Source organism: Paenibacillus sp. VTT E-133280 (genome assembly GCF_002264385.1).
GTDB classification, from domain to species: Bacteria; Bacillota; Bacilli; order Paenibacillales; family Paenibacillaceae; genus Paenibacillus_AQ; species Paenibacillus_AQ nitricinens.
In genome coordinates, this window is record NZ_NFUX01000034.1 from 17,528 (window position 1) to 43,316 (window position 25,789).

Here is a 25,789-nt window from a genome sequence, read left to right on the forward strand (position 1 = left end):
GGAACTAGGTGAAAAGGTGGCTGTTAGATGAAACTAAGTAAAGAGGAAAAATCATGGATTTTATATGACTGTGGAAATTCGGCTTATTCGATGGCAGTTACAACGGCTTTACTGCCCATTGTTTTTGGGATGTTTTCGAATGTTAACAGCAGTATGGATTTGGGGTATTTTAATTCCATAGCGAGTATTCTGGTGGCTATCCTTAGTCCGATTTTAGGGACGATGGCAGATTATAAGGATAAGAAAAAACGCTTCTTCATATTTTTCTCATTGATCGGCGTAATAGCTACTGCTTCGCTGGCTTTCGTTGCACCTGCGAGTGGGCAGTGGCAGTTATTGATTGTTTTTTATATTTTGTCAGTCATAGGTTTTGCCGGGGCCAATATTTTTTATGACTCTTTTCTGGTGGATGTAACCACGGATGAAAGGATGGATAAGGTATCCTCAAAAGGGTTTGCTTTTGGATATATCGCCAGCGTCATTCCATTCGGTATTAGCCTACTGCTGATTCTGTTTATGGGAATGGATAAATCGATTGGCTATCAGATTGGATTTATAATCACCGCCCTTTGGTGGGGACTGCTGACCATGCCTATGATCAAGGATGTGCAGCAAAGATATTACATAGAACCTGAACCAAAACCGATCATTAATAGCTTTAAAAGACTAGGAGACACGTTTAAAAATGTCAGACAGCATAAAGTAGTATTTGTATTCTTGATCGCCTACTTTCTCTATATTGATGGAGTAGATACCATTATTAAAATGGTAGTACCCTATGCGACATCGGTTCTGGGTGCGGATGCTTTTGATACCTTTACTCTACTGGGAATCTTATTAGTGATCCAGATTATCGCATTTCCATGTGCTATCCTGTACGGTAATCTCGCTAAAAAATACTCCGCTAGAACGATGATCATTGTGGGGATTTTTACATATATCATTTCCTGTATCGCGGCTTACTTTATTACTTCAGTGTGGCATATATTTATTTTGGGAGCGCTAATTGGTTCTGCCCAGGGAGGGATTCAAGCGCTCAGCAGATCTTATTATGCTAAGATTATTCCTAAGGAAAAATCCAATGAATTCTTTGGGTTTTACAATATCTTTGGCAAGTTTGCGGCGATTGTTGGTCCTGCTGTAATGTCTTTAACAACTACCCTGACAGGCAACGCTAAATTTAGTATTTTAGCGATTATTCCACTATTCATTATTGGATTCTTCGTATTTATAACTTTACCTAAAGAGCAGCTTGAACAAGATGAACCGAAGGGACTTATCCTATGAAGTCAAGCGTAGAACAAACGGCAATGGCCAAATATCTGATTGTCATCTCTTACGATGCCTTTTCAGAAGATCAATGGGAAATGGCCAGCCGTCTTCCAAACTTATCGAAATTGATAAAGAGCGGAGCACATAGTAATCAATTAAAAAGTGTATATCCTACGCTCACTTATGTGGTGCACACTACGATAGCAACCGGTGTATATCCAGATAAGCATGGTATCCATCATAACAATCCGTTTCAGCCGTTTGTGAAGGAAAAGGAGCAAAGCTGGTTCTGGTTTAGAAATGCGATAAAGGTGCCTACGATTTATGATGCTGCGCGCGAGCATAACTTGAGTACCTCTGGAATCCTCTGGCCGGTATCAGGGAAATCCTCCATCCAATACAATATCCCTGAAATCAGAGCCATCAATAACGAAAACCAGGCACTGAAGGTGTTGAAAAGCGGGAGCCCCTTATATTGTATCGAAATGGAGCTGAAATACGGCCGGCTTCGAAAAGGGATTGAGCAGCCCTATCTGGATGACTTCACGACAAAGTGTGCGATAGAAACGATTAAGCGCAAAAAGCCAAATCTTCTTATGATGCATTTGATTGATCTGGATGACGCCAAGCATGTCTACGGCACTGACAGCGATGAAGTGATGCAGGTAATCACACGTATGGATAAACGGTTAGGTGATATTATGCAAGCAGTGGATGATGCCGGAATAAAGGAGGATACGATTTTTTTGGTATTGGGTGACCATGGCCAGTTCAATGTTAGGTATAAAGTGCATCTGAACAACCTTTTGCAGGAAAAAGGGTTGATCTATGAAGATAACGGCGAAATGAAGTGGAGGGCTTACTTTCAGTGTGGGGGCGGAGCCGCTTATCTGCATATTAAAGAAGGTGATGAAGAAGCTGAACAATTAGCGTTAGCTGTTATTCAGGAATATATGAATGATGACGCTTCAGGTATAGAGGAAATGTATACTAGAGAGCAGCTGAATCAACTTCATGTGGGCCCATCTGCTAAATATATGCTTGAAGCTAGGAGAGGCTATTGTTTTGATGAGAGCATGGACGAACCTACGATTGTTGATTTGAACAAACAAGGGATTAAATATGCTACGCATGGCTACTCTCCCAATAAAGAGGATTATAGATGCAACTTGGTGATCTCAGGGAATAAGGTGAAAAGTGATTTTCCTATAGGGGATCTGGAAATGGTAGATATAGCTCCTACGATGGCAAAGATTTTAGGGATTGATTTTAAGCCTTGTGACGGAAGAGTTTTAGATGAAATTTTCTTGGTATAGATTGAATATATATAAAGTCGGAATATTTACTTGAGCCATATCCATCTACAATGGAATTAAATTGAATTTAGAGGTGGATTGGATATGGATGCTGGTATTAGACAAAAAATTTTAAATAAAAACGACAGACTTATTCATATGGTTATTGAACGTGCTAAGAGTGATTTTCCTGATGACATTGCAATCATTGGGCTTACAGGTTCTTTCAGTACCGGAGATTTTCATGAAAAAAGCGATCTTGATCTAATCATAATTAATAACACGGCCCAAGGCTGGGGGATATCTTCATGTTTTATTTTGGAGGATGTTGGCTACGACATATACTGTACGCCATGGGAAACAAGGATAGAAGAACAAGCGAATCTTGAGAGTCCGATGATTTCGTGTCTAATAGATCTAGAGCTGTTATATTGTGCGAAACCTGAATATCTGGAAAAGCTAAATTTATATAGACAAAGAGCACTCGATGCTTTGGCAAAGCCTATAGGGAGTGAATGTATTAGTAGAGCGAAAAAGAGTATAGACATAGCAAAGCAAGAATATACAAATACATTACTTTTTGAAGATATCGGAGCAGTGAGATATGCTTCAAGCGAAGTTGTATACAACTTGGTGAATGCGCTAACACATTTGAACAATACCTATTTTAAAAGGGGACTTAAGAGGTATCCGGAGGAAATAGCTACGTATCGGTATATTCCTGATGATTTTGAAAATAGATATTTAGCTGTGATTGATGCGAAGACAATCGTTGAAATCAGAAGTGCATCCTATAGATTTTTAGAAAGCGTTAATAATTTATATAATAAAATCTATAAGACTTTTGTGATTCAGCCTATTCCAACCTATGATAATCTTGGTGGCAGCTATGAGGAATTATGGTGTAACAGCCGTAATAAGGTTATAGCCAGTGTGGAATCAAATGATAAATCTTATGCTTATTATGCAGCCATGGGCACACAAAATTTTCTTGATGAAATGACAGAATCAAGGGGAACAAAAAAGTTTGATCTTATGCAGTATTTTGATTCAGATCATCTGCATTTATTTAAAGAGCAGTTCCTGCAGGTCATGGATGAGTATTTGGAAGAATACAATAAGGTAGGAAGGAAAGTTGAGCGATACGATAATTTTGAGGAATTATATAACGAATATATGAAGGTATGATAGATAAGAATACCAGATTACCAGATTACGAATTTTCGTAGTCTGGTTTTTCATTTTTTATGGAACGATAAAATTATTTTAAGTCATCTGGGTAAAATAATCGATAGTATACTAGCGGCGACTGATTTGCAAAAGTGGTGACATTTATTATAGACTATTTTTTATCGGCTTTTGTCCAGTGGATGTTATTCACTTGCAGTGATATAAAAAACTAATTTGAAGCGGGGAAATGGAATGCATGGTATAAGACAGCATCAAAAATCAAATAAACTGAAGATATTTTCAAAAGTCATATTAATTATTATAGGGGCACTTATTACTTCATATGGTCTGGAGTCCGTATTAATCCCTAACAATGTTTCAGATGGTGGTGTGACAGGCCTAAGTATCGTGGGCTCACAGCTGTTTGGATTACCGTTAGGGCTGCTAATTGTTATAATTAACATCCCTTTTGTTTGGCTGGGATATAAGCAAATTGGTAAAAGCTTTGCTATTTATTCCATTATTGGTATTGCTTCACTAGCTATTGGTACAAGCCTTATGCACCATGTGCCAACGATTATTGAAGGGGATACATTATTAATTACTGTTGTAGGCGGGATTATCATCGGTTTTGGTATGGGTTTAGCGTTACGTAATGGTGGGGCGTTAGATGGGATCGACATGTTGGCTGTATTGCTTTCACGAAAAATACCTTTTGGGACAAGTGATCTAATCTTATTCCTAAACATGTTTGTCTTTATTGTTGTTTCAACTGCATTTGGTCTACAAGGGGCGATTCTATCCGCACTTGCTTATTTTATTGCTTCTAAAGTGATTCATATTGTTGAAGAAGGACTGAGCGGTTCTAAAACGTTTAAAATCATCACCGTTCAGCCGGAAATCATGGTAGAAACGATTCGTGACCGATTGGGTCGCGGGGCAACCTATACAGATGCTTACGGTGGTTACTCGAATGAACAATTCAAAGAAATCACCTGTGTAATTAACCGTCTGGAAGAAAGCAAAATCAAAGAAATCATTCATGAAATTGACCCTAACGCTTTTGTCGTAGTATATGATGTTGCAGAAGTTAAGGGCGGTAATTTCAAAAAGCATAATATTCATTAATTACGATCCTGAAGTGACATCTCCTCCGTGTTTGACAAATGCATAAAATGTAACTATTATTGTTGCATCTGATTAATGCACTTGTTAATTGTACGACAGTAAGGCAGAAGGAGAGATTTATAGTGAACATTAGCACCCGATTTGCGGTAGCCATTCATATATTAACGTTAATCGACAGTAATAAAGAGGGCAAAAGTACCTCGGAGTGGATAGCTGGTAGTGTGAACACGAACCCTGTAGTTATCCGCCGGCTAACGAGTATGCTGCAAAAAGCAGGACTGGTAACAGCCCGCCCTGGAGTCGCAGGAGCCTCGCTGTCACGTAGTGCCGCTGAGATTACACTGCTTCAGATTTATAAGGCAGTAAACGCGGTGGAGGAGGATTCGTTGTTCTCAGTTCATGAGCACCCTAACCCTGAATGTCCAGTCGGCAAAAATATAGCCAGCGCCATTGTACCCGTATTCTCTCTCGCGCAAAAGGCAATGGAGAATGTCCTTCAAGAGGTTACTTTGGAGCAGATTGTGAATGAAATGCCTGAAATATAACCATCTCATATCGCAACTTAGAATGAAGACCACAACATGTGCTAACATGCTTGTGGTCTTTTTTTTTATTAGAAATATATCTTTCATGCCATTTCGGGGATTGAGAGTAGTGACTCAAAGAAGGGAAGTAGGGCGTAATCATAGAATCTGTATTTAGAAGGCAGAAAACAGATAATACTTCATATAGGGAAACTCTAAGATGGTGAAGTGGAAAAATGAACGGAGGATTTACAGTGGAACAAATCGCATTAATCTCAGATATTCATGGGAATGTCCCGGCTTTGACAGCCGTATTAGAGGATATTAAGCAGCGTGGAATTAGCAGGATATTGTGCCTAGGGGATATTGTTGGAAAAGGGCCGAATTCAGATCTAGCCGTTGATATCATTAAGAACAATTGTGAAATCAGTGTTATGGGAAACTGGGATGATCTAATGAATCAGGATGTTGATTTTGAGATGGCCCGGTGGTGCCGGGAATTGTTAGGGAAGGACCGTTTGGCTTATTTAGGCACATTACCGTTCTCGATTGAGTTTATGATGAGTGGTAAGTTTATCCGATTATTTCATGCTTCGCCAAGAAGTTACTATGAACGGATTCAGCCTTGGGATGATTACGAAAAGCGATTGTCTATGTTTGGTTATTCCGATTTCTGTCAGGAGAAACGACAAGCGGATATCGTAGGCTATGGGGATATTCACAATGCTTTTATTCAACATTTAGAAGGGAAGACTTTATTTAATGTGGGCAGTGTGGGGAATCCTCTTGATGTCACTCAGGCATCATATGTGATTTTGGAGGGGGAGTATGGGGGCCTGACAACAGCATCTTTGAATATACAATTTGTAAGAGTTCCTTATGATATTGAGTTAGCCATTCAACAAGCCATAGATGCGGTTATGCCAGCTACAGAGCCCTATATTCGAGAGCTTAGAACTGCGCAGTACAGAGGGAATGGTCAGGGATAATTTAAGGCAACCTTAATTCATGCCATCAAAAAGTAACGGAGGGAACGTATTGAAGCTTAGTCAGGTGTTTGAGCAATTCCCTATTTTAGAAGCAGAGCAACTGATCCTCAAAAAAATTGAAGTTAGTAACCTTGAAGAGGTATTTGGTATTTATAGCAATGATCAAGTGTTTGAGTACTGCGGAATCATTCCGAAACATAATAAAGATACAGTAAAGAATATGATCGGACATTTCGAACGTGATTTTAATAAAGGGTTAAGAGTGAAGTGGGGAATTTTCCGTAAAAATAATCCATACATACTGCTAGGTATTATCGAAGCTATGGATTTTAATCAAAAAGTGGATATGGTCACGATTGGTTATTTTTTGGCGGAGTCTTATTGGGGAAAAGGGATTGCAACTCAGGCCGTTGAAACGGTGAAAAAATATTTATTTGAGACGGCAGAGGTCAATCGAATTCAAGCTGAAGTCATGCCTTTTAATGAGCGGTCCAAGCGGGTCCTTTTGAAAAGTGGCTTTATGAAAGAGGGGACGTTAAGACAAGCCCATGTATGGTCAGGTAAAGGGCTCATTGATTTGGAGATTTACAGTATTTTAGCAGAGGAATACGGAAAGGGAAAAAACAGATCCTAGTGAAAGTAGGGGGAATTATGGGGACTATCGTGGTAATCGGCGGGGGGGAGCTAATCGATCTAGAAACGCTTGAAATGGATCGTGAAGTTGTGAAGTTAACCCAGAAAGCTAATCCGAAAGCGTTATTCATACCAACAGCTAGCAGTGATGCACCAGGTTATTGTGATACGTTCAACAAAGTGTATGGCAAGATTTTAGGATGTGAAACAAGTCATTTATTGCTTGTGAGCCAAACCAATACCCATGAAGAAATTGCAGAGTTAATTATATCCGCTGATCTGATTTATGTTGGTGGAGGCAATACCCGAAAGATGCTTGAAATTTGGAAAAATACCGGCGTGGATGTGCTTCTAAAAGAAGCGTACACCGCTGGGACCATATTAGCAGGGCTGAGTGCAGGTTCCATTTGCTGGTTTGAATATGGGCATAGTGACTCTGAAGCCTTTGATGATGAAGGGAACTGGCAGTATATTAAGCTTGAAGCGCTGGGGATTCTGCCAGGTATTCATTGTCCGCATTATAATGAGGATATTCGGGTTGAGGATTTTTCGCGTATGGTAAAAGACGGAGGTTTGCTCGGAATCGCAGTGGATAATAACTGTGCCATCATCTACAAGGATTATGAATATAAGGTGATGTCGTCCAGAGAAGAAGCTAAGGCCTACCGCGTGATGGACTCGGAGCAAGGTGTTGTCGTTACGCAAATCGAAGAACACCCAAGCTACAGACCACTTCAAGAAGTGTATGGTGGAGGTGATCAATGAAGTCTAATCAAATCTCAATGATCGTGGCGAGTCTTATTCTAGGAGTTTCATTTATTATTGGATGTTTAATAACTAATGGCGATAAAGAGTTGGAAGTTGATCAAGACCAGACGCCATCCATAGTAACGGCAGATAAGCTTTTGATCGATATTAAAGAGACGGCCTTATACTTAAATATGACTGAAGATCAAGTGATGAATATTATTAAAACGGAGCATGAGAATTTAAGCAGATCGGGCATTTTTCAAGGAACTATGTTTCCTTACATCAGAGTTGGTAATGAATATCTTTTTAACAAAGACTTATTAACAACCTGGGTTTCGGATGCCTCCTTAAATAGGAGGGTTTATCTAAACGGACAAACGAAATAAGGTTTTACTCGGATAAGGAAGGTGCTCTCAATTAAACTACTGTTTGTGTGCAGTCAGAATCGCTGGCAAGTCTAACTGCAGAGAAGATATTTCAAGGAATCGATGGTCATGATGTGAGATCTGCTGGAACAGAGGATCATGCAGAATCAAACTTTCTGAGGGGCATGTGGGCTGGGCGGATGTTATTTTTGTGATGGAGAAGAAGCATGTTCGAAGAATTCAATATAAATTCAGAGAGGGTGTAATCGGCAAAAGAATAATTTGTTTGAATATAACAGATGATTATTAGTAAATGGATGAAGTGTTCTTATGAATCATGTTTGGCTGTGAATCAGTCAGCATGATTTTTTTGTTGGTAATTGACAAACATATAGAAGGTAACTATACTAAAGATAGTTAATTTGTAACTGATTAAGTTACAGGAATAGTGGGAGGAAACATAATGACAACTAAAACAACACTTCATCCGGACGTAGAGATTGGTCTGGTGCAAATTAGAGTAAGTAATTTAGAGCGTTCGCTCACCTTTTATCAGAACGTAGTGGGGTTAAGTGTTCTGCGGCAATCTGGCCGTGAGGTGGAAATGACTGCTGATGGTCAGAATGTGTTATTGATTCTGCGGGAGATTGAGAATGCAAGGGTGCTTCGTCCAAACTCCGTAGCTGGACTGTATCATTTTGCTATTCTTGTTCCGGATCGTCCTAGCTTGGGACTCGTTGTGCGCAATTTGATCGCTTTGGGAATTGAAGTGGGCCAGGGAGATCATTTGGTGAGTGAAGCGCTGTATATTCAGGACCCGGATAACAACGGAATCGAAATTTATCGAGATCGTCCTAGGGATACATGGAAGTATGATGCGGAAGGGCATGTAATGATGACAACGGACCCAGTGGATGTAGATGGTTTGTTGGCGGCTTCTGAAGGGTTGAAATGGAACGGGCTTCCAGCTGGAACGGTGATCGGACATGTACACTTTCATGTGGGTAATTTAACTAAGGCGAAGGAGTTCTACGTTGGTTTGCTTGGTTTTGATCTAGTGGCTAATTATGGAAGTGCGGCAATGTTTATCTCTGCAGGTGGGTATCACCACCACATTGGATTGAATATATGGGCGGGGCAAGGCGCACCTGTGGCACCTGCAGATGCAGTAGGAATTGATTATTTCACCTTACTTCTTCCGAATGAAGCGGAGCGTACGTCTGTAGTGGAGCGTGTTAAGCAGGCGGGTTACACCGTTGTAGAAGAGAATGGAATCCCTACATTCAAAGATCCGTGGAATATTGGAATCAGACTTATAGTGAAAAGTCATACCAAATAACTAATCACCAATGGATAAGGGTTGTTGGAATCATTCAAAAGGGCCTATGAGAACACATTATGTGGAGATGAAATCTTCTTCCATACGATCATTTTGAATAGTGCGTTTAAGAATAATGTACGAACTGGGGAGAAAGTTAGATCTGGATATCGACCGAAGCATCGTTCAGGAGCTCCTTAATATAAATACTACAGTAAAAAAATCGTAAACATATACAGGAGGACAAGCTTATGAAGATCGCAGTTGTTGGAGCAAGTGGTAAAGCCGGAAGTCGAATCACTCAGGAAGCGTTAGATAGAGGCCATGAAGTTACAGCCTTTGTACGGGATGCATCGAAAGTTGCAACTCGTAAGGCAAAGGTCATCGAAAAGGATGTATTTGCACTTACCGCTGAAGATTTGAAGGGTTTTGATGTTGTTGTGAATGCTTTTGGAGCACCGTTCGGACAAGAGCATCTGCATGTGGATGCCGGAAATGTGCTTATTGAAGCATTAAAGGATGCCCCTAATATAAGATTAATTGTAGTTGGAGGTGCGGGAAGTCTATATGTAGATGAGGCTAAGACGCTTAAAGTGGTAGATACTCCTGATTTCCCTGACTTTATCAAGCCAACGGCTATGAATCAAGGGAAGAACCTGGAAATCCTGCAAGGTACAGATTCGCTGTCTTGGACTTTCGTTAGTCCATCCGCTAATTTTGCAATTGGGACTAGAACGGGTTCTTATGTGAAAGGCAAAGATCATCTGCTTGTGAATTCCAAGGGTGAGAGCTATGTCAGCTATGAAGATTATGCGATTGCTATTGTAGATGAAATTGAACAGCCGCAGCATATTCGTGAACGGTTTACAGTGGTTTCGGAATCATAAGTGAGTATCACGAGTAGGGACTATGTATAAAAAGAAAGCAGAGCCAGATCAGGGCTCTGCTTTCTTGTATCAGTTTATTCTCTTGCTTCCGCAATTTCAGCAATCCGTTTGTTTGCGTTTCCGCGATAAATTCCGCCATGATAGCAAATGACCGTTTCAATTTCATACTCGGCGAACTTCGTCAGAGAGGATAAAGCTTGCTTCATGTCAGGTGTTGCCGAAGGCGTTGGGCCGTGCAGCTCACCGCCTTGTACGGTAAGAGCATCCGCTGCAATTAGCGTACGGCTATCATGATGGTATAGACTCAGATGTCCAGGGCTATGTCCTGGTGTATGGATAATCGCAATTCCACCGGCAAGAGGTAGTATTTCCCCGTCTACTATGGTTCGATCTACTTTTCCTTTAGGGGGATGAGATAACACGGATAGGAATGCGCGGCGCCATTCTTCTGGTACATGAGGGGGGATCATGGCTTCTGCCGCAGCTAAAGCTTCAGGGGTGTGTTTAAGGAGCATTCGCTCTCCTTCAATATAAGGCTTCTCGATTTCGTGAGCCAGAACTGTCAGTTCAAGACATTCTTCTGACAGTAGATCAGGTAAGCTCCCGATGTGATCTAGATCTTGATGTGTGATGATTACGGTGCGTAGTTGTTCCCAAGATACATGATTTTTTTTTAGAGCTTCTTTGAATTTTGGGAGCAGGCCCGGAAATCCAGTGTCTACGAGTACAGTAGAATTGTGATCCCAGAGCAGTGTGGGGTAAATCGTGTCACTCCCGCCCATAACCTGTGCTGTAATCTCTAACATTTCTATTCCACTAGCAATATGCATAAGATCCCTCCGTGATTGATGATAAGAGCGATGCCGTTAGGCTAATGCATATAATACTTAAAATAAAATATAATTTCAATAGTGTAATTTATAATTATAACATAAATAAATATTTTTGTCAATATTCATCTGATGTATTTTTTGTGTAATTTCTAGGGGACATTATTATGAGAACTTCTATTTCTAAATTTTTCCCTTGCCCAAAGCTTTACGGTATAATAATCAAATAAAAAATGGGAGCTGATGTGGTTTGGAGACATTTCTAGTTGTACTCGTCCTACTGGGGCTTATCGCAATATCGAACATCATAAACCGATTCATTCCCTTTGTGCCAATACCGTTAATTCAAATTGGTCTGGGAGTAATGGTTGTGTTAATGCCTTTGGGAATACATATGACCTTGGAACCAGAGCTGTTTTTCGTATTATTCATTGCTCCGCTTTTGTTCAATGATGGGAAACGGACACCAAGAAATGAATTATGGAACTTACGGGGTCCGATCTTAATGCTAGCGCTGGGATTGGTTTTTGCTACGGTGCTTATTGCTGGATATTCGATAAACTGGATGATTCCAACGATACCGCTAGCAGCTGCATTTGCGCTGGCAGCGATCTTATCACCTACAGATGCGGTCGCGGTCAGCGCAATCGCTGGAAGGGTGCATCTTCCTAAGAGTATTCATCGCATTCTAGAGGGCGAATCATTAATGAATGATGCCTCCGGACTTGTTGCCTTTAACTTTGCCATTGCTGCAGCAGTTACGGGTTTGTTTTCTTTACCAAAAGCCTCCATTAGCTTTGTAGTTATAGCTGTAGGCGGGTTGATCGTTGGGGCATTATTGGCTTTTCTTCTGATTCGGCTAAGCGTAATTATTCGCAGATTGGGGATGGAGGATATCACAGTGCATGTGCTGCTGCAAATCCTAACTCCTTTTATTATTTATTTGATCAGTGAAGAGATAGGGGTATCTGGCATTTTGGCAGTGGTTGCAGGAGGGATTATTCATGCGGTTGAGAAGGACCGTGCCGTATCTCCGCAGTATAAGCTACAACTGGTATCTGCTAGTACATGGTCTGTTCTGCTCTATATATTGAATGGTCTGGTCTTCCTTATTCTTGGATTATCTATTCCAGACGTTATTGAAGTGATCTACCGTGATACGGCCGTGGATAATCTTATAGTTGTAGGTTATGTATTAGCCATTACTGTGCTGCTGTTTGTACTACGGTTTGTATGGGTGTACGTGTTCTCTTTAGTAGGATCTCGTATGCGAAAAATGGAGGAATCGTCTGTTAAGTCACTAGTAATCCTCACGATTTCAGGAGTACGTGGAGCGGTTACCTTAGCAGGTGCATTCTCGATTCCCTTTTTTCTTGGGGATGGATCGCCATTTCCTGAGCGTGACTTAATCATCTTTATCGCCGCAGGTGTTATTCTAATGTCGCTTCTGATCGCAAGTATCTTTTTGCCAATCCTAGCAGGTAAAGAAGAGCCAGTTGCCGAATCAGGTGAGACAGGAGCCGAGCAGGCGGCCAAGTCTAAAGTTATTGCTGCCGGTTTAACCATGCTGCAAAGTATGATGACAGAAGAAAGTAAGGAATCCGCACAACCGGCTTTGAGTGAATTTAGAGAAAAGGTTTATAGTCTAAACCGTGAGGACCAAGCGAATGATCCAGTACTTGAGGACTTCCGCCGACTGGGTGTTGAAGCGAGGATTGTAGGTCTGCAAGCTGAACGTAAAGAACTGAACCGATTGCTGGAGAACAATGAGATTCCCGCCTCAGTGGCTCAGAAGCTGGGAGAATTCTTGGATCATAGTGAGGTCTTTTTAGCCAGAAGTCTAAATTCACAAATTAGAATATCGATTACCGAGATTAGACGGCTGTTTGCGGGAATGTTCTCAGGACAGAATGAAGGGGAAGCTAGCCAACAAATGCTGGAACGGACTGAGTGTGCTAAAGAAGCGAAAATTGCCATGGCCCATGCTGCTATAGCTGCTATTGATGTCAGTAAGAACGAGAACAACCGAAGTGCGGCCGAGAAGGTTGCCAGCAGTTATGAGCAGCTAATTTCTCGTCTTGAGCAAGGGAAAGGCTGGACAAAGGATGGTCTGGTTGATGATCAAAAGCTTGAAATGAAGCTAAAAGCCATTCAAGAGCAGCGGGATAAGGTGCAGCAGATGTATCAGGATGGAACCATTAACCGCAAGCTAGCCGGTAAATTACGCAAGTTCGTAGATCATTTAGAGACATCGATTTGGGAGGATTAGCTGTGCTGAACAAAGTAGTGGGAGAAAGCTTGTTATTCACTGAAATTCGGGAAGAGCATTTGGCGGATGTCCTTGATATTTATAACTACTATGTGCTGAACACCACGGTATCGTTTCACACGGAGCCCTTAAGTTTGGACGAAATGCGTCAATCCGTAATGAATGATGATCCGCGATTCAAATCGTACGTGATATTATCCTGGGATAATATCATTCAGGGTTATGTGCTGATTGCTAGACATAAGAGTAAACCGGCTTATGATAGCTCTGGGGAGATCAGTGTGTATTTGAAACCAGCTTGTGTGGGTAAAAGAATAGGAGGGCATGCCTTACGCTTTATTGAAAAAAAGGCTGTCGAGATGGATTTTCATGTGTTAGTGGCTACTGTATGCTCAGAGAATGAGCGCAGTTGCCAACTTTTTCTGAAAAATGGATATGAACAATGTGCTTACTTTAAGGAGATTGGCTCTAAATTTGGCCGGAGGCTGGATATCGCCAGCTATCAAAAAATTTTAGGGGGAATCCAGATATGAAACTTGCGGAAGCGTTAGTGAATCGAAGTGATCTAACCCGTAAAATCGCGCAGCTAAAGCAGCGGCTGGAGCGAGTCGTTAAAGTTCAAGAGGGTGAGGAGCCGGCTGAACAACCTGAAGTTCTTTTGCAGGAGTTAGAAAGAGCTGTGAATGAACAGACAATTCTGATCCGAGCGATCAATCGAACGAATTCATCCGTAGCCTTCAATGAGATTTGGAGTATCGCCGATGCGCTAGCGGAACGGGACAAAATGTTACAGCTACGGAAGCTGTTTAGCGATTTGCTCGAACAGGCTTCTATTACTCAGGATCGTTACAGCCGCACGGAGGTTCGTTTTCAGAGAACGGTGGATGTCGCTCAAATTCAGAAGCAGATGGATGAGCTGTCCAAAGCTTACCGCGAGTTGGATTTTAAGATTCAGGAGAAGAACTGGACGGTATCCTTGACAACACCGTAAAAAGATTTACCACAGCAGAAGGTAACTAATCTTCATAAAGGTGAACGCAGCCCGCCAACAGGGAAAGTTGGACCATCGACAGATGCCGGGCCATATCTGACCAAATTATAATTTAGCCCCGTACTGTTACAAATGTAAAGTGTACCTATTAATGTAACTACCGCGCGTTGATTTATGGAAGAACGGTGAGGGTGGGGACGGGGATATTTTTGCTGTGGTTTAGCTTTTTCATAACATGAAGTGGCGCTATTAGGATAGGTATATTCGTCATATATAATGTGAAAAAATGTCGAATAATGTTGAATTAAATGAATTAAAATTTGCATGAACGGCCTGTTTTGCCTATATTCACACTTGTTATCCTGTATAATTTACGAATACGCGGAGTCCTTAACCGCTGTTCAATTCTTAAGTTGATTATTCAGGGTGAGCGTGTGATTCAATGGTCTGAAATTTTTGGCCCTTGTCTCCTCATTCATTCTACTATTCCTTTTTATGAGAGAGAGAAGTGACAAATGACCATGAAATCAATTGCCTGGGTAACCGACAGTACAAGTATCATAGATCCGGAGTTCGCTAAGAATAATCATGTATATATTATTCCGTTACGGATTATTATCAACAACGAATGTTATAAAGAAAATATAGATATTACGATTGATGACTTCTATGAGAAAATGCGCCAGCATGAAAAGGTAGGCAGCTCACAGCCTCCAATAGGTGAGTTTATTGAGCTATATGAACGGCTGAAGGAAGAATACGATGAAATTATCGCTGTACATCTATCGTCAGAGCTTAGCGGCACCTATAATGCTTCGATGCAAGGCGCCGAAATAGCGGAGGCCAATGTGATTGGAATTGATGCCAAGGTTGGCGCTTATCCGATCCGGGAAATGATCATGCGCGGTATACATTGGCAGAAGAAGGGCTTTACTGGATTAGAAATTAAAGCGAAGATTGAAAATATTATTGAGAATATGTCCTTTTACTTAATTCCTGCAAGCTTGACACAGCTTCATCGCAGTGGACGTGTTTCTGGAACACAATTTGTACTTAGCCAATTGCTGCGCATAAACTTGCTGCTTCGTTTTGACGAAGGAAAGGTCGTTGTTGTGGAGAAAATCCGTACAATGAAGAAGACGCAACAGGCGCTTTTGGAGATATTTAAACAGGATGTAGGGCTTGTTAGTGATGTATGTATCATGCATTCTAATAATTTAGAGATGGCACTCAAGCTAGAAGAGGACATAAAAGCAATGGCACCTGACTTACGAACTGAGATTATGACCTATATTCCTGCTGTGGCTGTTCATGCGGGTGAGGGTACTGTAGGGCTGTCCTGGATCAAGAACACTAGCATCAATAGTATTCATCCGAGTGCGCCTTTAGCCTTCCCTGAAGCAGTATTTGCATAGAGATGAACAAAGAAATCGCTCCTTGGGAGATGGATGGGTGACCACCATTGTACCAACAGGCGATTTCTTTTTTTTGAAGAAGTATGCTGTTATTTGATTGCACGACGACGGAACATTTGTCCAATTACATCACTTAGTACGAGTCCAGCTGCAATGGCTCCAGAGAGCATTAATGCCCGAACAGCGATTTCTACAGCCAGGGTATAGTCCTCTTCCACAAATTTACGCATAGCATCGTAAGCGAGACCACCCGGAACAAGCGGGATAATACCACCTACACTAAAAATAATAACCGGCATTTTGAAGGATCGCGCGAAAAATTGGCTGACGATGCCCACTATTACACTAGCTGCAAACGTAGCTACGACAGGCCCGAAATCTACATTAAGAAGCACATACACCATCCAGCCCACCATTCCGGCAAAACCACACTGTAGTAGTGAGCGCTTAGGCGCATTAAATAGAATACAGAAGGTTGCCGCGGCGATAAAACTGGTTATAAGTTGCAAAATCATGAAGGGCTAACCTCTTTCACATGGATATTAAAATAGTGATAGTACAAGCCCGATACCTGTACCGATCGCAAATGCAGTTAGAAAGGCATCGGCTCCCTTAGATATGCCTGAGACCAGATGGCCGGCCATCAGATCACGAACGGCATTGGTAATGAGTAGCCCGGGTACTAGAGGCATAACGGAGCCGATAATGATTTTGTCCATCTCTTGACCTATCCCCAGCTTTACAGAACAGAAGGCTAGAAGTCCGATCAGGAAGGAAGCAGAAAACTCTGCAAAGAATTTAGTCTGCACTAAACGATGCAAATAGATGACCGCAGCGAAGCCTAGTCCGGAAATCGGCAAGGCGGGGAGAGCATCCCACAAACTGCCTTTAAACATAACGGTGAAGCAAGCACCAGTAAGAGCGGCTGCTAAGATCTGCAGCCATACGGGATAGACAGGTGAGGCTTCATCGACTTCTCCTAATTTTGCACGAGCTTCCTCAGCTGTAATCTGACGTTCGCTTAGACGCCGAGAAATGTCATTGACCTCCGATACCTTCTGCAGATCTGTTGTCCGCTCCGCAATTCTGTATAACTTAACAGGTTCTATTCTATTTGTGGTGAACATAATAACGGTTGGCGTCACATAGCTATGTGCTCCTGGGAACCCGAGAGATCCTGCCATTCGTGTCATCGTATCTTCCACTCTGGATGTTTCTGCACCATTCTGCAGCATGATCTTGCCAGCAAGAAGACAGAGATCAACGATTTCATAATACGTAGTGTTAGTGTTGCTCGTGCTATCCAACTTCTCCGGTCCTCCTCAGGAATGTGATTATCTATGTTTACATATTTCGATTGTCGCTTCATCTACGTGAAAATAACAACCCCAATATAGCATTATAAACGATATGGTGTGTATTTTAATATAGTTTTTATTTATAGTGTCCGCCAATCTTTCCAGATCTGTCCTTAAGCTGCCCGGCATCTGTAAAAGAAGCTGCTCGCCCAATGATCGTCTCCCCGTATTTATTCTTGAGGGCATCGGTCGCACGTTCGAGTTCTCGATAGCGAGGGCGAGACTCAAATAGGGTTAGCTGGTACTGGCTTTCGTCAGATAGACTGGACAGGCTTAAGTGGATTCTACGCACAGGCTGACCGTCCCAGTGGAGTTTGAAGAGAGAAAGAGCTGCCTCATTTACCAGCAGGGTGGCATTTGTAGGATCGCTCATTGTAGTCTGTCTTGAGAAGCCTGTTGGGTCATCAAAGCTGGCACCTTGGCAGCCGATAGACACGACTGCACCATGCATTAACAATTTGCGGCAACGTCTACATACAAGCTCAGATAGCTCAAGAATGATGGTCTTAATATCTTGCAGCTTATTGTAATCCCGTGGAAGCGTCATTTGGTGCCCGACACTTTTGGGTGCGACTTCATAGGTGCTTGGGCTCACGGGGCTGTCATCGATGCCATTGGCTATCCGCCAATATAGCTCGGCGTCGATATCGCATTTTTTGTGGAATTTCTCCCGCATGCGCCATTTTAGCTCGCTTAGCGGCATCTGCGCTAAATGGCCAATTGTTGAAATACCCATACTCTGGAAGTGGGCGGACATACGGCGACCAACCATGAACAGCTCGCTAATAGGGAGGGGCCAGAGCATATTCGGAAGCTCCTCGTGAGCGAGGGTGAATATACCATCCGCGTTCTTCTTGGCCCACAGGTCGCAAGCCATTTTGGCGGTAACCTTGGAATATCCTATGCCGATGCGCGCACGCACACCTGTGTTTCTACGAATTAGATCCTGAATGGCGGCAGCGATTTCCCTTGGACTGCCAAATAAGCTGAGGCTACCGCTGACATCAATAAACTGTTCATCGATAGAATAGGGCTCTACCTGGTCGCTAAACTTACGTAGAATATCTGTGATTTGAGAGGAGACATCGATATATTGCTGCATATGTGGTCTGACCACGATGACTTCGGGGCATTTTGCCAGCGCTTCCTTCAACGTCTCGGCGGTAGTAATGCCATAGGATTTGGCTATAGGGCAGGCAGCCAGCACAATACCGCTCCGTCTAGCTGGGTCTCCAGCAACGATCAGCGGCTTATTGCTGTACAGCGGATTAGAGGCTTTTTCTACGGAGGCATAGAAGCTTTGACAATCAGATAGCATAACGACACGCTCTTTATTCATAGGTTCACACGCTCCAGGTGAGGTAGAGGTACCTTATATTTTATCTCATTATTATAATACGAACATATGATCGTGTATATTCATATTTTCTTCCATTTATTTTTAGTTTCAAGGGTGCACAGACCTGTAGCCACACCCCCAGAGATAATCGTGAGGATGGAGTGGAAGAAGGTTTCCTTGGAAATCAGAATACCTCCAGCCCCGATAATAATGAAGTCCGTCAAAAAAATGATGAGTCCAAGATTTAGCGGGACATACCTTTTTATAAATTGTGCGAGCAGATCGGTGCCACCCGTACTTGCTTTAAACCGCAGCATAATCCCAAGTCCCGTTCCCATCAAAAAACCGCCAATAATGGCGCTAGAAATGGAACCAAACTCAAAATAATACAGAAAGTGATATTGGAAAGGACCGAGAAGCTCGATCAGAAAGGATGAAATCAATAGGCCGAGTACACTGTTGTAAAAGATATCGCGTTCCTTTAACCAAGCGAGCAGAAAGATAGGGAAGCTGCAGAGAATTATAGCTACGCCAATTTTAGCGTCGGATAAATAATTAATAATGAGGGCTATCCCTATTATTCCCCCATCCAGGATTTTATATGGTACGAGAAAAAAATTAGTTCCCGCAGCAACGAGTAAGCTTCCTAAAAGAATGATAAGGTATCTTAATGGCCGCATATTTAACATCTCCACATTAAAGGCATGTCTATAAATATGCTTGTCACTTCCAAAAAATTGCAGTTGAACAAAAAAACCTGATTATGAATCCGGCTTCCAAACCATCAAACCAAACAAACCAAACAAACCAAACAAACAAACAACAACATCCTTCCTTACGTAGCGATTGTCCGTTTACGCTTAGCCAACTCATCGGACCACCGTAGTTAATTTCATTTTAATCAAGCTACTTATACATTCGGAGGATCGAGCAAAGTGATCTACATTGAGTTATAGGTAAGCGTGAGCAAGCGGAGTGTTGTCCAATCACATTAGCAAACGCATCTCATGAAACACAAGCCGCACATTTCCAATAATTTGAGACATGCGGCTGTGTTTTTAACGGGAGTAACGCTTACGGAAGCGAAGCGGAGAAATTCCAATCTGCTGAGCAAATCGACGCGAGAAGTAGGCGGCGCTCTCGAAGCCGGTACGTTCTGCGATTCCGGCTATAGAGAGCTCTGTCTTAAGAAGCAATAGCTTGGCTTGCTCCAAGCGGTAATCCGTCAAATATTCCATTGGAGTCAGCTCATATACTCGTTTCATGCAGCGGGTAAGGTAGTTATAGTGAAAATGCAGTGCGTCCGCGAGTGAGGCATTGGAGAGAGGCTCCGTATAATGATTACGGATATAAGTCTCTGTCTGCTCTGCGATTTCCACCGCATGACTTTCTGATGTATCATGCTGTGCTAGATCCATCATCCGCAGCATTTCTTCAAATATCCGTTGCTGCTGCCAAACTGCGCTGGAACGCCGACCCGTAGACAGCTGTAATAGCATCTCGGCTTGTCCGCTCCGTTCAAAAGGGTCAGGGAGGGGGCCGAACTGTGACACTCGAATGGTATACGGATGAGTAAGAAACTGCCGAAAATGTGTCTCACGGTTAATATACACGGGATCACCCTCAGAAATGGACCAAACTGCGAGGGTATGAAAATGAATCCATATGAATGAAGTGGTCTCTTCGCATGCCTTAACGGAATAATGATAGCGATCAGGTAGCAGAAGTAGAGTATGTCCCGCGGAAACCTCCCATTGATTATGTTCTTCACCGATAAATAGACAGCCTTGTTCTACAATAAGTAGATCAAATACCCCAATATGGCTTCTACTAGGATGCTGATCTCCTGGTTGATAAACCGTGCGATTGCATTCTAGAAAATAAGGAAATGGCGGCGCAGCGAAATGTATACATGAAGGGTCCATTTTGTAATTATCCCTCCTTTCTAAAGTGTGAAATAGTACAAAAAAGGGGTTGCTTCTGATTGTATTTTTAATCTATTCTACCCCCTATAATTACAATTAGCGAGTATGAAATAAGGCTGAGGGGAAGATGATGATGAACAAAAATATACAAGATCAAGAAGTTGTAAAAGATCAAACTGTTACCATTCAAGATGAATTCTGGGGCAGATACGTTAGGCTGGTCCAGGACGTTGTTATCCCCTATCAATATGAAGCATTGCATGATAGAGCACCAGGAGCTGAACCCAGTCATGCCATTGCTAATTTTGAGATTGCTGCTGGCCGGAAGACAGGCGAGTTTTACGGCTGGGTATTTCAAGATAGTGATGTGGCTAAGTGGCTGGAGGCTGTTGGTTATTCCTTAAGCATCACACGTGATCCTGAGCTAGAGTGTCAAGCGGATGAAGTGATTGACCTCATTGGCGAGGCCCAGCAGGAAGATGGATACTTAAATACTTATTTTACGATAAAAGAACCGGGTAAACGCTGGACCAATCTGAACGATTGTCATGAGCTGTACTGTGCTGGACATTTCATTGAGGCTGCCGTTTCTTACTATGAAGCTACTGGCAAAAGAAAACTGCTCGACATCATGTGCCGGATGGTCGATCATATCGATTCTATATTTGGACCAGAAGAAGGCAAATTGCGGGGATATGATGGCCATCAGGAGATTGAACTCGCGCTCGTTAAGCTGTATCAATTGACAGGTGAGGAACGATATTTGAAGCTCAGCAGCTTTTTTATTAATGAGCGGGGTCAACAACCCAATTTCTTAAAGGAACAATGGGATAATTTGGGTGGCATCAATTTTTTCACAGGTCGGAAGGAAGTTCTTGATTTGAAATATTACCAGAGTCATCTTCCAGTAAGAGAGCAGGAGGTGGCTGTAGGCCATGCTGTACGTGCGGTTTATATGTATACTGCTATGGCTGATCTTGCCGCTATTACGGGAGATGAATCACTCCGTGAAGCATGCGAGAGACTGTGGAATAACATTACGAACAAGCAAATGTACATTACAGGCGGGATCGGCTCTACACATAGAGGTGAGGCGTTCACCTTTGATTATGATCTGCCAAACGATTCGGTGTACGCAGAGACTTGTGCTTCTATTGGGCTGATCTTTTTTGCACAGCGTATGCTGAGAATGTCACCGGATGCACGTTATGCCGATGTCATGGAGCGGGCGCTTTACAACAATGTGCTGGGCTCGATGGCACAGGATGGCAAGCACTATTTTTATGTGAACCCACTGGAAGTGTGGCCTCAGGCATGCAGTTGCAACCCCGAGAAACATCATGTGAAGTCTGAGCGTCAAGGCTGGTTTGGCTGCGCCTGCTGCCCTCCGAATGTGGCACGTCTACTGACTTCGCTCAATCAATATATTTACACGGTTCATGGCGATACACTTTATACGAATTTGTATATTGGAAGTGAGCTAAACACTAAGCTGAGTGGAACGGATGTTACGATTCATCAAGAGAGCAACTATCCATGGGAAGGCACAGTGTCAATGAAGATTAATCCTGAAGTAGATGCGGAGTTCGGGATTGCTTTGCGGATTCCATCGTGGAGTCTGGGAATGGAGATCAGAGTCAATGGGGAAGCGCTGAATACTGCTGAGAACATGGAGCAGGGATACCTCGTTATTCGGAGAATGTGGAGAGCAGGAGACATAATCGAAGTGAATGACCCAATGGAGGCACATCGCATTTACGCTCATCCCAATTTGCGTGCAGATGCACAAAAAGTAACGATTCAACGCGGACCGCTTGTGTATTGCCTTGAAAGTATCGATAATGGTGAGCCTTTAAGCTCTATTTCTTTAATAGAAGACAGTAAACTCACTGCGGTTTTTGATGACACTTTGCTTGGTGGTACTGTTGTTGTCGAGGCAGATGGACTACGTGTAGATCAAGAGGGCTGGAGTGGTGGACTTTACAGCAGAAAGAAAGCACCCCTTCAACCTGTTAAGGTTAAGGCTATTCCATATTACTTATGGGGAAATCGTGGCAGTGGCGAAATGAAGGTATGGATTCCGGAAGATAATCTGTAAGAGATAGGTAGGCAAAGATAGCGAGACTGGTTACTGTTTAACAGTATTCACTGATCGGGGCGGCCGTATTTTACAGCCTGTCCCTTTTTTTGATGAAGAGGTAGGTAGACACGTTACGCCCTCTGCGCATGTTCATCCTAGAATAATGTACTTTTGCAGGTTTTTTCGCCATATCGGATGGTTTCGGATAGCTGGAATTTACGCTTTATTGTAAGCTTTATTGTATGCTATATTTGATCGGGACAAGGTAGTTGATTATTTTACAGAACATATTGGAGGCATCACAATGAGCAAACGTTATCGAATTACGAGAGCTATGCAGAATGATGGAGATTCGGCACAAACGATATCTTTAGAAGAGTGCAAGCAGTATTTCGCGTCCAAACCTGATTTCACCTATACATCCGTTTTTACAGTAGCAGGCGCCACTACGATGACCATTGAAGGAGATTTCTTTATGTGGAGCTTTGGTGATGCTACAATCCCATTTAGACATTATCAAGGGGATATTTACGTGTCTGGCAGCAATGAAGCTGTAATCCCGAGAATGCTTGAGGTTGCGAGTGAGTTAAGAGCAGATGTTGTTGAAGGGTAAAAAAAGATGACCCCTGAAGAGCTCAGGAGTCATCTAGTGTTTAGTTTAGATCCGCTTAATCGTTCAAACGAACGGTTGAGCGGATTTTTTAAATAAAAGCATTAACCCAGTTGTACAACTACTTGGTGAACAGCGCCATCTCCAACAGGAGCGATGATGTTACCTTCTACAGCTACGCCATCCAGGGTAAGACTAGCTACACCTTTGGAGACATGGTTCGGGTTCTGGATTTGAATCACGTAAGTATCTCCACGGAAGACACGTGTGATTTCAAAGCTGTCCCACTCTGTAGGAATACAAGGATCGATCTTCAGACCATTGAAATCGGCTTGAATACCAAGGATCGATTGAGTGATCGCTACATAGTTCCAAGCCGCAGTACCAGTCAACCAGGAGTTTTTAGCTTCCCCGTGACGAACGGCATCTTTCCCTGCGATCATTTGGGAGTAGACATAAGGCTCTGTGCGGTGAATTTCGCTGATATCCTCCAGGTAAGCAGGAGCAATTTTTGCGTAAATTTCAAACGCTCTGTCGCCATGTCCAAGGACAGTTTCAGCGATCATGATCCAAGGGTTATTATGGCAGAATATACCGGCATTTTCTTTGTAGCCCGGAGGGTACGTAGAAATTTCACCGAGGTTCAGATAGTACTTGGAATAGGGTGGCTGTTGCAATACGATACCGTATTTAGTATCCAAATGCTCTTGAACAGAAGACAGCGCTTTTTCGGCTTGGCCATCTTCCACACCGATACCAGCCATAACACAGATACCTTGTGGTTCGATGAAGATTTTACCTTCTTCGTTTTCTTTGGAACCAATCTTGTCGCCATAGTGATCATAAGCGCGCAGGAACCAATCGCCATCGAAGCCGTGCGTCAGTGTGATTTCACGCATGTTGTCAATCTTAGCTTCAGCATCCACAGCTACATCGTTAAGTCCACGCATCCGGCAGATTTCAGTATAGTCCGGTCCAACGAAGACGAACAAGCCTGCGATAAATACGGATTCCGCAACGCGGCCTTCGATGTTGGCAGTAGTTTGGAAGGATTCACCCGGCTCAGTAGAGAAGCAGTTGAGGTTCAAACAGTCGTTCCAGTCTGCGCGCCCGATCAGTGGCAAGCCGTGAGGTCCGAGATTGTTAGTTACATGCTCAAAGGAACGTTTCAAGTGCTCAAACAGAGTAGCGGTGTTATCCGGATCGCTGTCAAAAGGAACCTGCTCATCAAGAATCGAAGTGTCGCCAGTTTCTTTAATGTAAGCAGCCGTTCCTAGGATCAACCAAAGCGGATCATCGTTAAAGCCGGTGCCGACTTCGTTGTTACCTTTTTTAGTGAGCGGTTGGTATTGGTGATAGGCACTGCCATCTTCAAATTGAGTAGCTGCGATATCAAGAATACGTTCTTTAGCACGTTCAGGGATTTGGTGCACAAATCCGAGCAAGTCTTGGTTGGAGTCGCGGAAGCCCATACCACGGCCAATACCAGATTCAAAGTAGGAAGCCGAACGGGACATGTTGAAGGTAACCATACATTGATATGGATTCCAGATGTTAACCATGCGATCCAGTTTCTCGTCGCCGCATTGGATTTGATACTTAGACAGCAGATTATCCCAGTGAGCAGCAAGTGCAGCGAGTGCAGCGTCTACTTGAGCATCTGTAGCAAATTGCGCGATCATAGCTTCTGCTGGTTTTTTGTTGATTACGTTCAGGGATTCCCATTTATCTTCTTCAGGGTTCTCGATGTAGCCGAGCACAAAGATGAAGCTTTGTTCTTCGCCTGGTTCAAGCGTAATGTTCAGTGCATGTGATCCGATAGGGGACCAGCCGCTAGCTACGGAGTTAGTAGGTTCACCTGCAACTACAGCTTGCGGGCTTTCCAGACCGTTGTACATCCCTACGAAAGCTTCACGATCCGTATCGAAACCAGCGATTTCTTTATTTACGGAGTAAAAAGCATAGTGATTTCTGCGCTCACGATATTCTGTTTTGTGATAGATAACGGAATCCTTCACTTCAACCTCACCAGTGCTGAGATTGCGTTGGAAGTTGGTCATATCATCTTGTGCATTCCAGAGACAGAATTCGGCAAAAGAGAACAGTTTCACGGACTTTTTAGCGGAGCCAGTGTTCTTCACGATAAGACGATGAACTTCAGCATTATGACCCATAGGTACAAAAGCAAGCTGGTTCACAGAAATTCCGTTCCGTTCGCCAGTAATGGAAGTGTAACCAAGACCGTGACGGCATTCGTAGAAGTCGAGATCGCGTTTTACGGGCATCCAGCCTGGGGTCCAGAAATCACCATCGTCATAAAGATAGTAGTAGCGGCCGCCAGTATCCAGTGGGATATTGTTGTAACGGTAGCGGGTCAATCTTCTGAGACGAGCGTCTCTATAAAAGGTGTAACCACCAGCTGTATTAGAAATAAGTCCGAAAAATTGCTCATTACCAAGATAGTTAATCCAAGGGTAAGGGGTTTTAGGTGTGTTAATTACATACTCTTTACGAGTGTCGTCAAAGGTACCGAATTTCATGTGAGAAAGTCTCCTTTCGATTGTGAACGCGCGTTTATAAGTTTCAGAAAAAATTCCCTCGAGGGAAGGGAGTTTTTTTCATTGGCTTCAAGCAGGATAAT

General features: G+C 42.8%; 24 protein-coding genes. 17 read left to right on the forward strand and 7 right to left on the reverse strand.

The features are described 5' to 3' along the window. Window positions 1-27: 27 nt before the first annotated feature. The 11 genes from CA600_RS15880 (at window position 28) to CA600_RS15935 (ending at window position 10,331) form a co-directional block, all read left to right on the forward strand. Window positions 28-1,287: an MFS transporter gene (locus CA600_RS15880; protein ID WP_094871320.1), complete on the forward strand. Its 1,260-nt coding sequence runs from the start codon at window positions 28-30 to the stop codon at window positions 1,285-1,287. Then, the gene (locus tag CA600_RS15885; RefSeq protein WP_094871322.1) at window positions 1,284-2,588 is read left to right on the forward strand and encodes an alkaline phosphatase family protein; all 1,305 of its coding nucleotides are present in this window, start codon (window positions 1,284-1,286) and stop codon (window positions 2,586-2,588) included. The genes CA600_RS15880 and CA600_RS15885 overlap by 4 nt, the downstream gene beginning before the upstream one ends. Window positions 2,589-2,672: 84 nt before the next feature. Next, on the forward strand, window positions 2,673-3,755 hold the full coding sequence (locus tag CA600_RS15890) for a nucleotidyltransferase domain-containing protein (RefSeq protein ID WP_094871323.1): 1,083 nt from the start codon (window positions 2,673-2,675) through the stop codon (window positions 3,753-3,755). Window positions 3,756-3,989: 234 nt separating this feature from the next. Next, window positions 3,990-4,865: a YitT family protein gene (locus tag CA600_RS15895; protein WP_179085712.1), complete on the forward strand. Its 876-nt coding sequence runs from the start codon at window positions 3,990-3,992 to the stop codon at window positions 4,863-4,865. A gap of 122 nt (window positions 4,866-4,987) precedes the next feature. Continuing rightward, window positions 4,988-5,410 (forward strand): Rrf2 family transcriptional regulator, encoded by a 423-nt coding sequence (locus CA600_RS15900; RefSeq protein WP_094871326.1) that lies wholly within the window; start codon window positions 4,988-4,990, stop codon window positions 5,408-5,410. Between the two features lie 233 nt (window positions 5,411-5,643). Next, complete coding sequence (locus CA600_RS15905; protein ID WP_094871328.1) at window positions 5,644-6,378, forward strand: metallophosphoesterase family protein; 735 nt, start codon at window positions 5,644-5,646, stop codon at window positions 6,376-6,378. Window positions 6,379-6,427: 49 nt separating this feature from the next. Next, a complete protein-coding gene (locus CA600_RS15910; RefSeq protein WP_094871329.1) occupies window positions 6,428-7,012 on the forward strand; it encodes a GNAT family N-acetyltransferase in 585 nt (194 codons plus the stop codon). Between the two features lie 17 nt (window positions 7,013-7,029). Continuing rightward, the gene (locus tag CA600_RS15915) at window positions 7,030-7,776 is read left to right on the forward strand and encodes a peptidase E (RefSeq protein WP_094871331.1); all 747 of its coding nucleotides are present in this window, start codon (window positions 7,030-7,032) and stop codon (window positions 7,774-7,776) included. Beyond that, the gene (locus tag CA600_RS15920) at window positions 7,773-8,147 is read left to right on the forward strand and encodes a hypothetical protein (RefSeq protein ID WP_094871333.1); all 375 of its coding nucleotides are present in this window, start codon (window positions 7,773-7,775) and stop codon (window positions 8,145-8,147) included. Before CA600_RS15915 ends, CA600_RS15920 begins: the two co-directional genes overlap by 4 nt. Window positions 8,148-8,589: 442 nt before the next feature. Next, window positions 8,590-9,465, forward strand: a complete 876-nt coding sequence (locus tag CA600_RS15930) for a VOC family protein (RefSeq protein ID WP_094871335.1) — start codon at window positions 8,590-8,592, stop codon at window positions 9,463-9,465. 230 nt (window positions 9,466-9,695) lie between these two features. Next, entirely contained in the window at window positions 9,696-10,331 is a 636-nt protein-coding gene (locus CA600_RS15935; RefSeq protein WP_094871337.1) for an NAD(P)-dependent oxidoreductase, read from the forward strand. A 74-nt stretch (window positions 10,332-10,405) separates the two neighbouring features. Here CA600_RS15935 and CA600_RS15940 read toward each other — a convergent pair whose 3' ends face one another. Then, window positions 10,406-11,161: an MBL fold metallo-hydrolase gene (locus CA600_RS15940; RefSeq protein WP_094871338.1), complete on the reverse strand. Its 756-nt coding sequence runs from the start codon at window positions 11,159-11,161 to the stop codon at window positions 10,406-10,408. A gap of 250 nt (window positions 11,162-11,411) precedes the next feature. Between CA600_RS15940 and CA600_RS15945 the strand changes: the two genes are divergently transcribed. The 4 genes from CA600_RS15945 to CA600_RS15960 all read left to right on the forward strand — a co-directional run bounded on the left by CA600_RS15945 (window position 11,412) and on the right by CA600_RS15960 (window position 15,836). Further along, window positions 11,412-13,430, forward strand: coding sequence for a Na+/H+ antiporter (locus CA600_RS15945; protein WP_094871340.1), 2,019 nt, complete (start codon window positions 11,412-11,414; stop codon window positions 13,428-13,430). A gap of 2 nt (window positions 13,431-13,432) precedes the next feature. Then, window positions 13,433-13,963, forward strand: coding sequence for a GNAT family N-acetyltransferase (locus tag CA600_RS15950; protein WP_256989874.1), 531 nt, complete (start codon window positions 13,433-13,435; stop codon window positions 13,961-13,963). Further along, window positions 13,960-14,421 carry a DIP1984 family protein gene (locus tag CA600_RS15955; protein WP_094871342.1) on the forward strand — a complete coding sequence of 154 codons (462 nt, stop codon included), beginning with the start codon at window positions 13,960-13,962 and terminating at the stop codon, window positions 14,419-14,421. Before CA600_RS15950 ends, CA600_RS15955 begins: the two co-directional genes overlap by 4 nt. Window positions 14,422-14,936: 515 nt before the next feature. Next, window positions 14,937-15,836: a DegV family protein gene (locus tag CA600_RS15960; RefSeq protein WP_306440402.1), complete on the forward strand. Its 900-nt coding sequence runs from the start codon at window positions 14,937-14,939 to the stop codon at window positions 15,834-15,836. 89 nt (window positions 15,837-15,925) lie between these two features. On the opposite strand, the gene CA600_RS15965 is transcribed toward CA600_RS15960, so the two are convergent. The 5 genes from CA600_RS15965 to CA600_RS15985 all read right to left on the reverse strand — a co-directional run bounded on the left by CA600_RS15965 (window position 15,926) and on the right by CA600_RS15985 (window position 20,458). Then, window positions 15,926-16,351 (reverse strand): threonine/serine exporter family protein, encoded by a 426-nt coding sequence (locus tag CA600_RS15965; protein WP_094871344.1) that lies wholly within the window; start codon window positions 16,349-16,351, stop codon window positions 15,926-15,928. Between the two features lie 27 nt (window positions 16,352-16,378). After that, a complete protein-coding gene (locus CA600_RS15970) occupies window positions 16,379-17,143 on the reverse strand; it encodes a threonine/serine exporter family protein (RefSeq protein ID WP_042187254.1) in 765 nt (254 codons plus the stop codon). Between the two features lie 127 nt (window positions 17,144-17,270). After that, entirely contained in the window at window positions 17,271-18,533 is a 1,263-nt protein-coding gene (locus CA600_RS15975) for a DNA polymerase IV (RefSeq protein ID WP_094871345.1), read from the reverse strand. 80 nt (window positions 18,534-18,613) lie between these two features. Continuing rightward, entirely contained in the window at window positions 18,614-19,222 is a 609-nt protein-coding gene (locus tag CA600_RS15980) for a YitT family protein (protein ID WP_094871412.1), read from the reverse strand. A 369-nt stretch (window positions 19,223-19,591) separates the two neighbouring features. Continuing rightward, window positions 19,592-20,458 carry a helix-turn-helix transcriptional regulator gene (locus CA600_RS15985; RefSeq protein WP_094871347.1) on the reverse strand — a complete coding sequence of 289 codons (867 nt, stop codon included), beginning with the start codon at window positions 20,456-20,458 and terminating at the stop codon, window positions 19,592-19,594. Window positions 20,459-20,591: 133 nt separating this feature from the next. Between CA600_RS15985 and CA600_RS15990 the strand changes: the two genes are divergently transcribed. Both CA600_RS15990 and CA600_RS15995 read left to right on the forward strand, forming a co-directional pair. Next, window positions 20,592-22,556, forward strand: coding sequence for a glycoside hydrolase family 127 protein (locus CA600_RS15990; protein ID WP_094871348.1), 1,965 nt, complete (start codon window positions 20,592-20,594; stop codon window positions 22,554-22,556). Between the two features lie 286 nt (window positions 22,557-22,842). Then, a complete protein-coding gene (locus CA600_RS15995; protein ID WP_094871350.1) occupies window positions 22,843-23,151 on the forward strand; it encodes a hypothetical protein in 309 nt (102 codons plus the stop codon). A 101-nt stretch (window positions 23,152-23,252) separates the two neighbouring features. On the opposite strand, the gene CA600_RS16000 is transcribed toward CA600_RS15995, so the two are convergent. Further along, entirely contained in the window at window positions 23,253-25,688 is a 2,436-nt protein-coding gene (locus CA600_RS16000) for a GH36-type glycosyl hydrolase domain-containing protein (RefSeq protein ID WP_094871352.1), read from the reverse strand. Window positions 25,689-25,789: the final 101 nt, after the last annotated feature.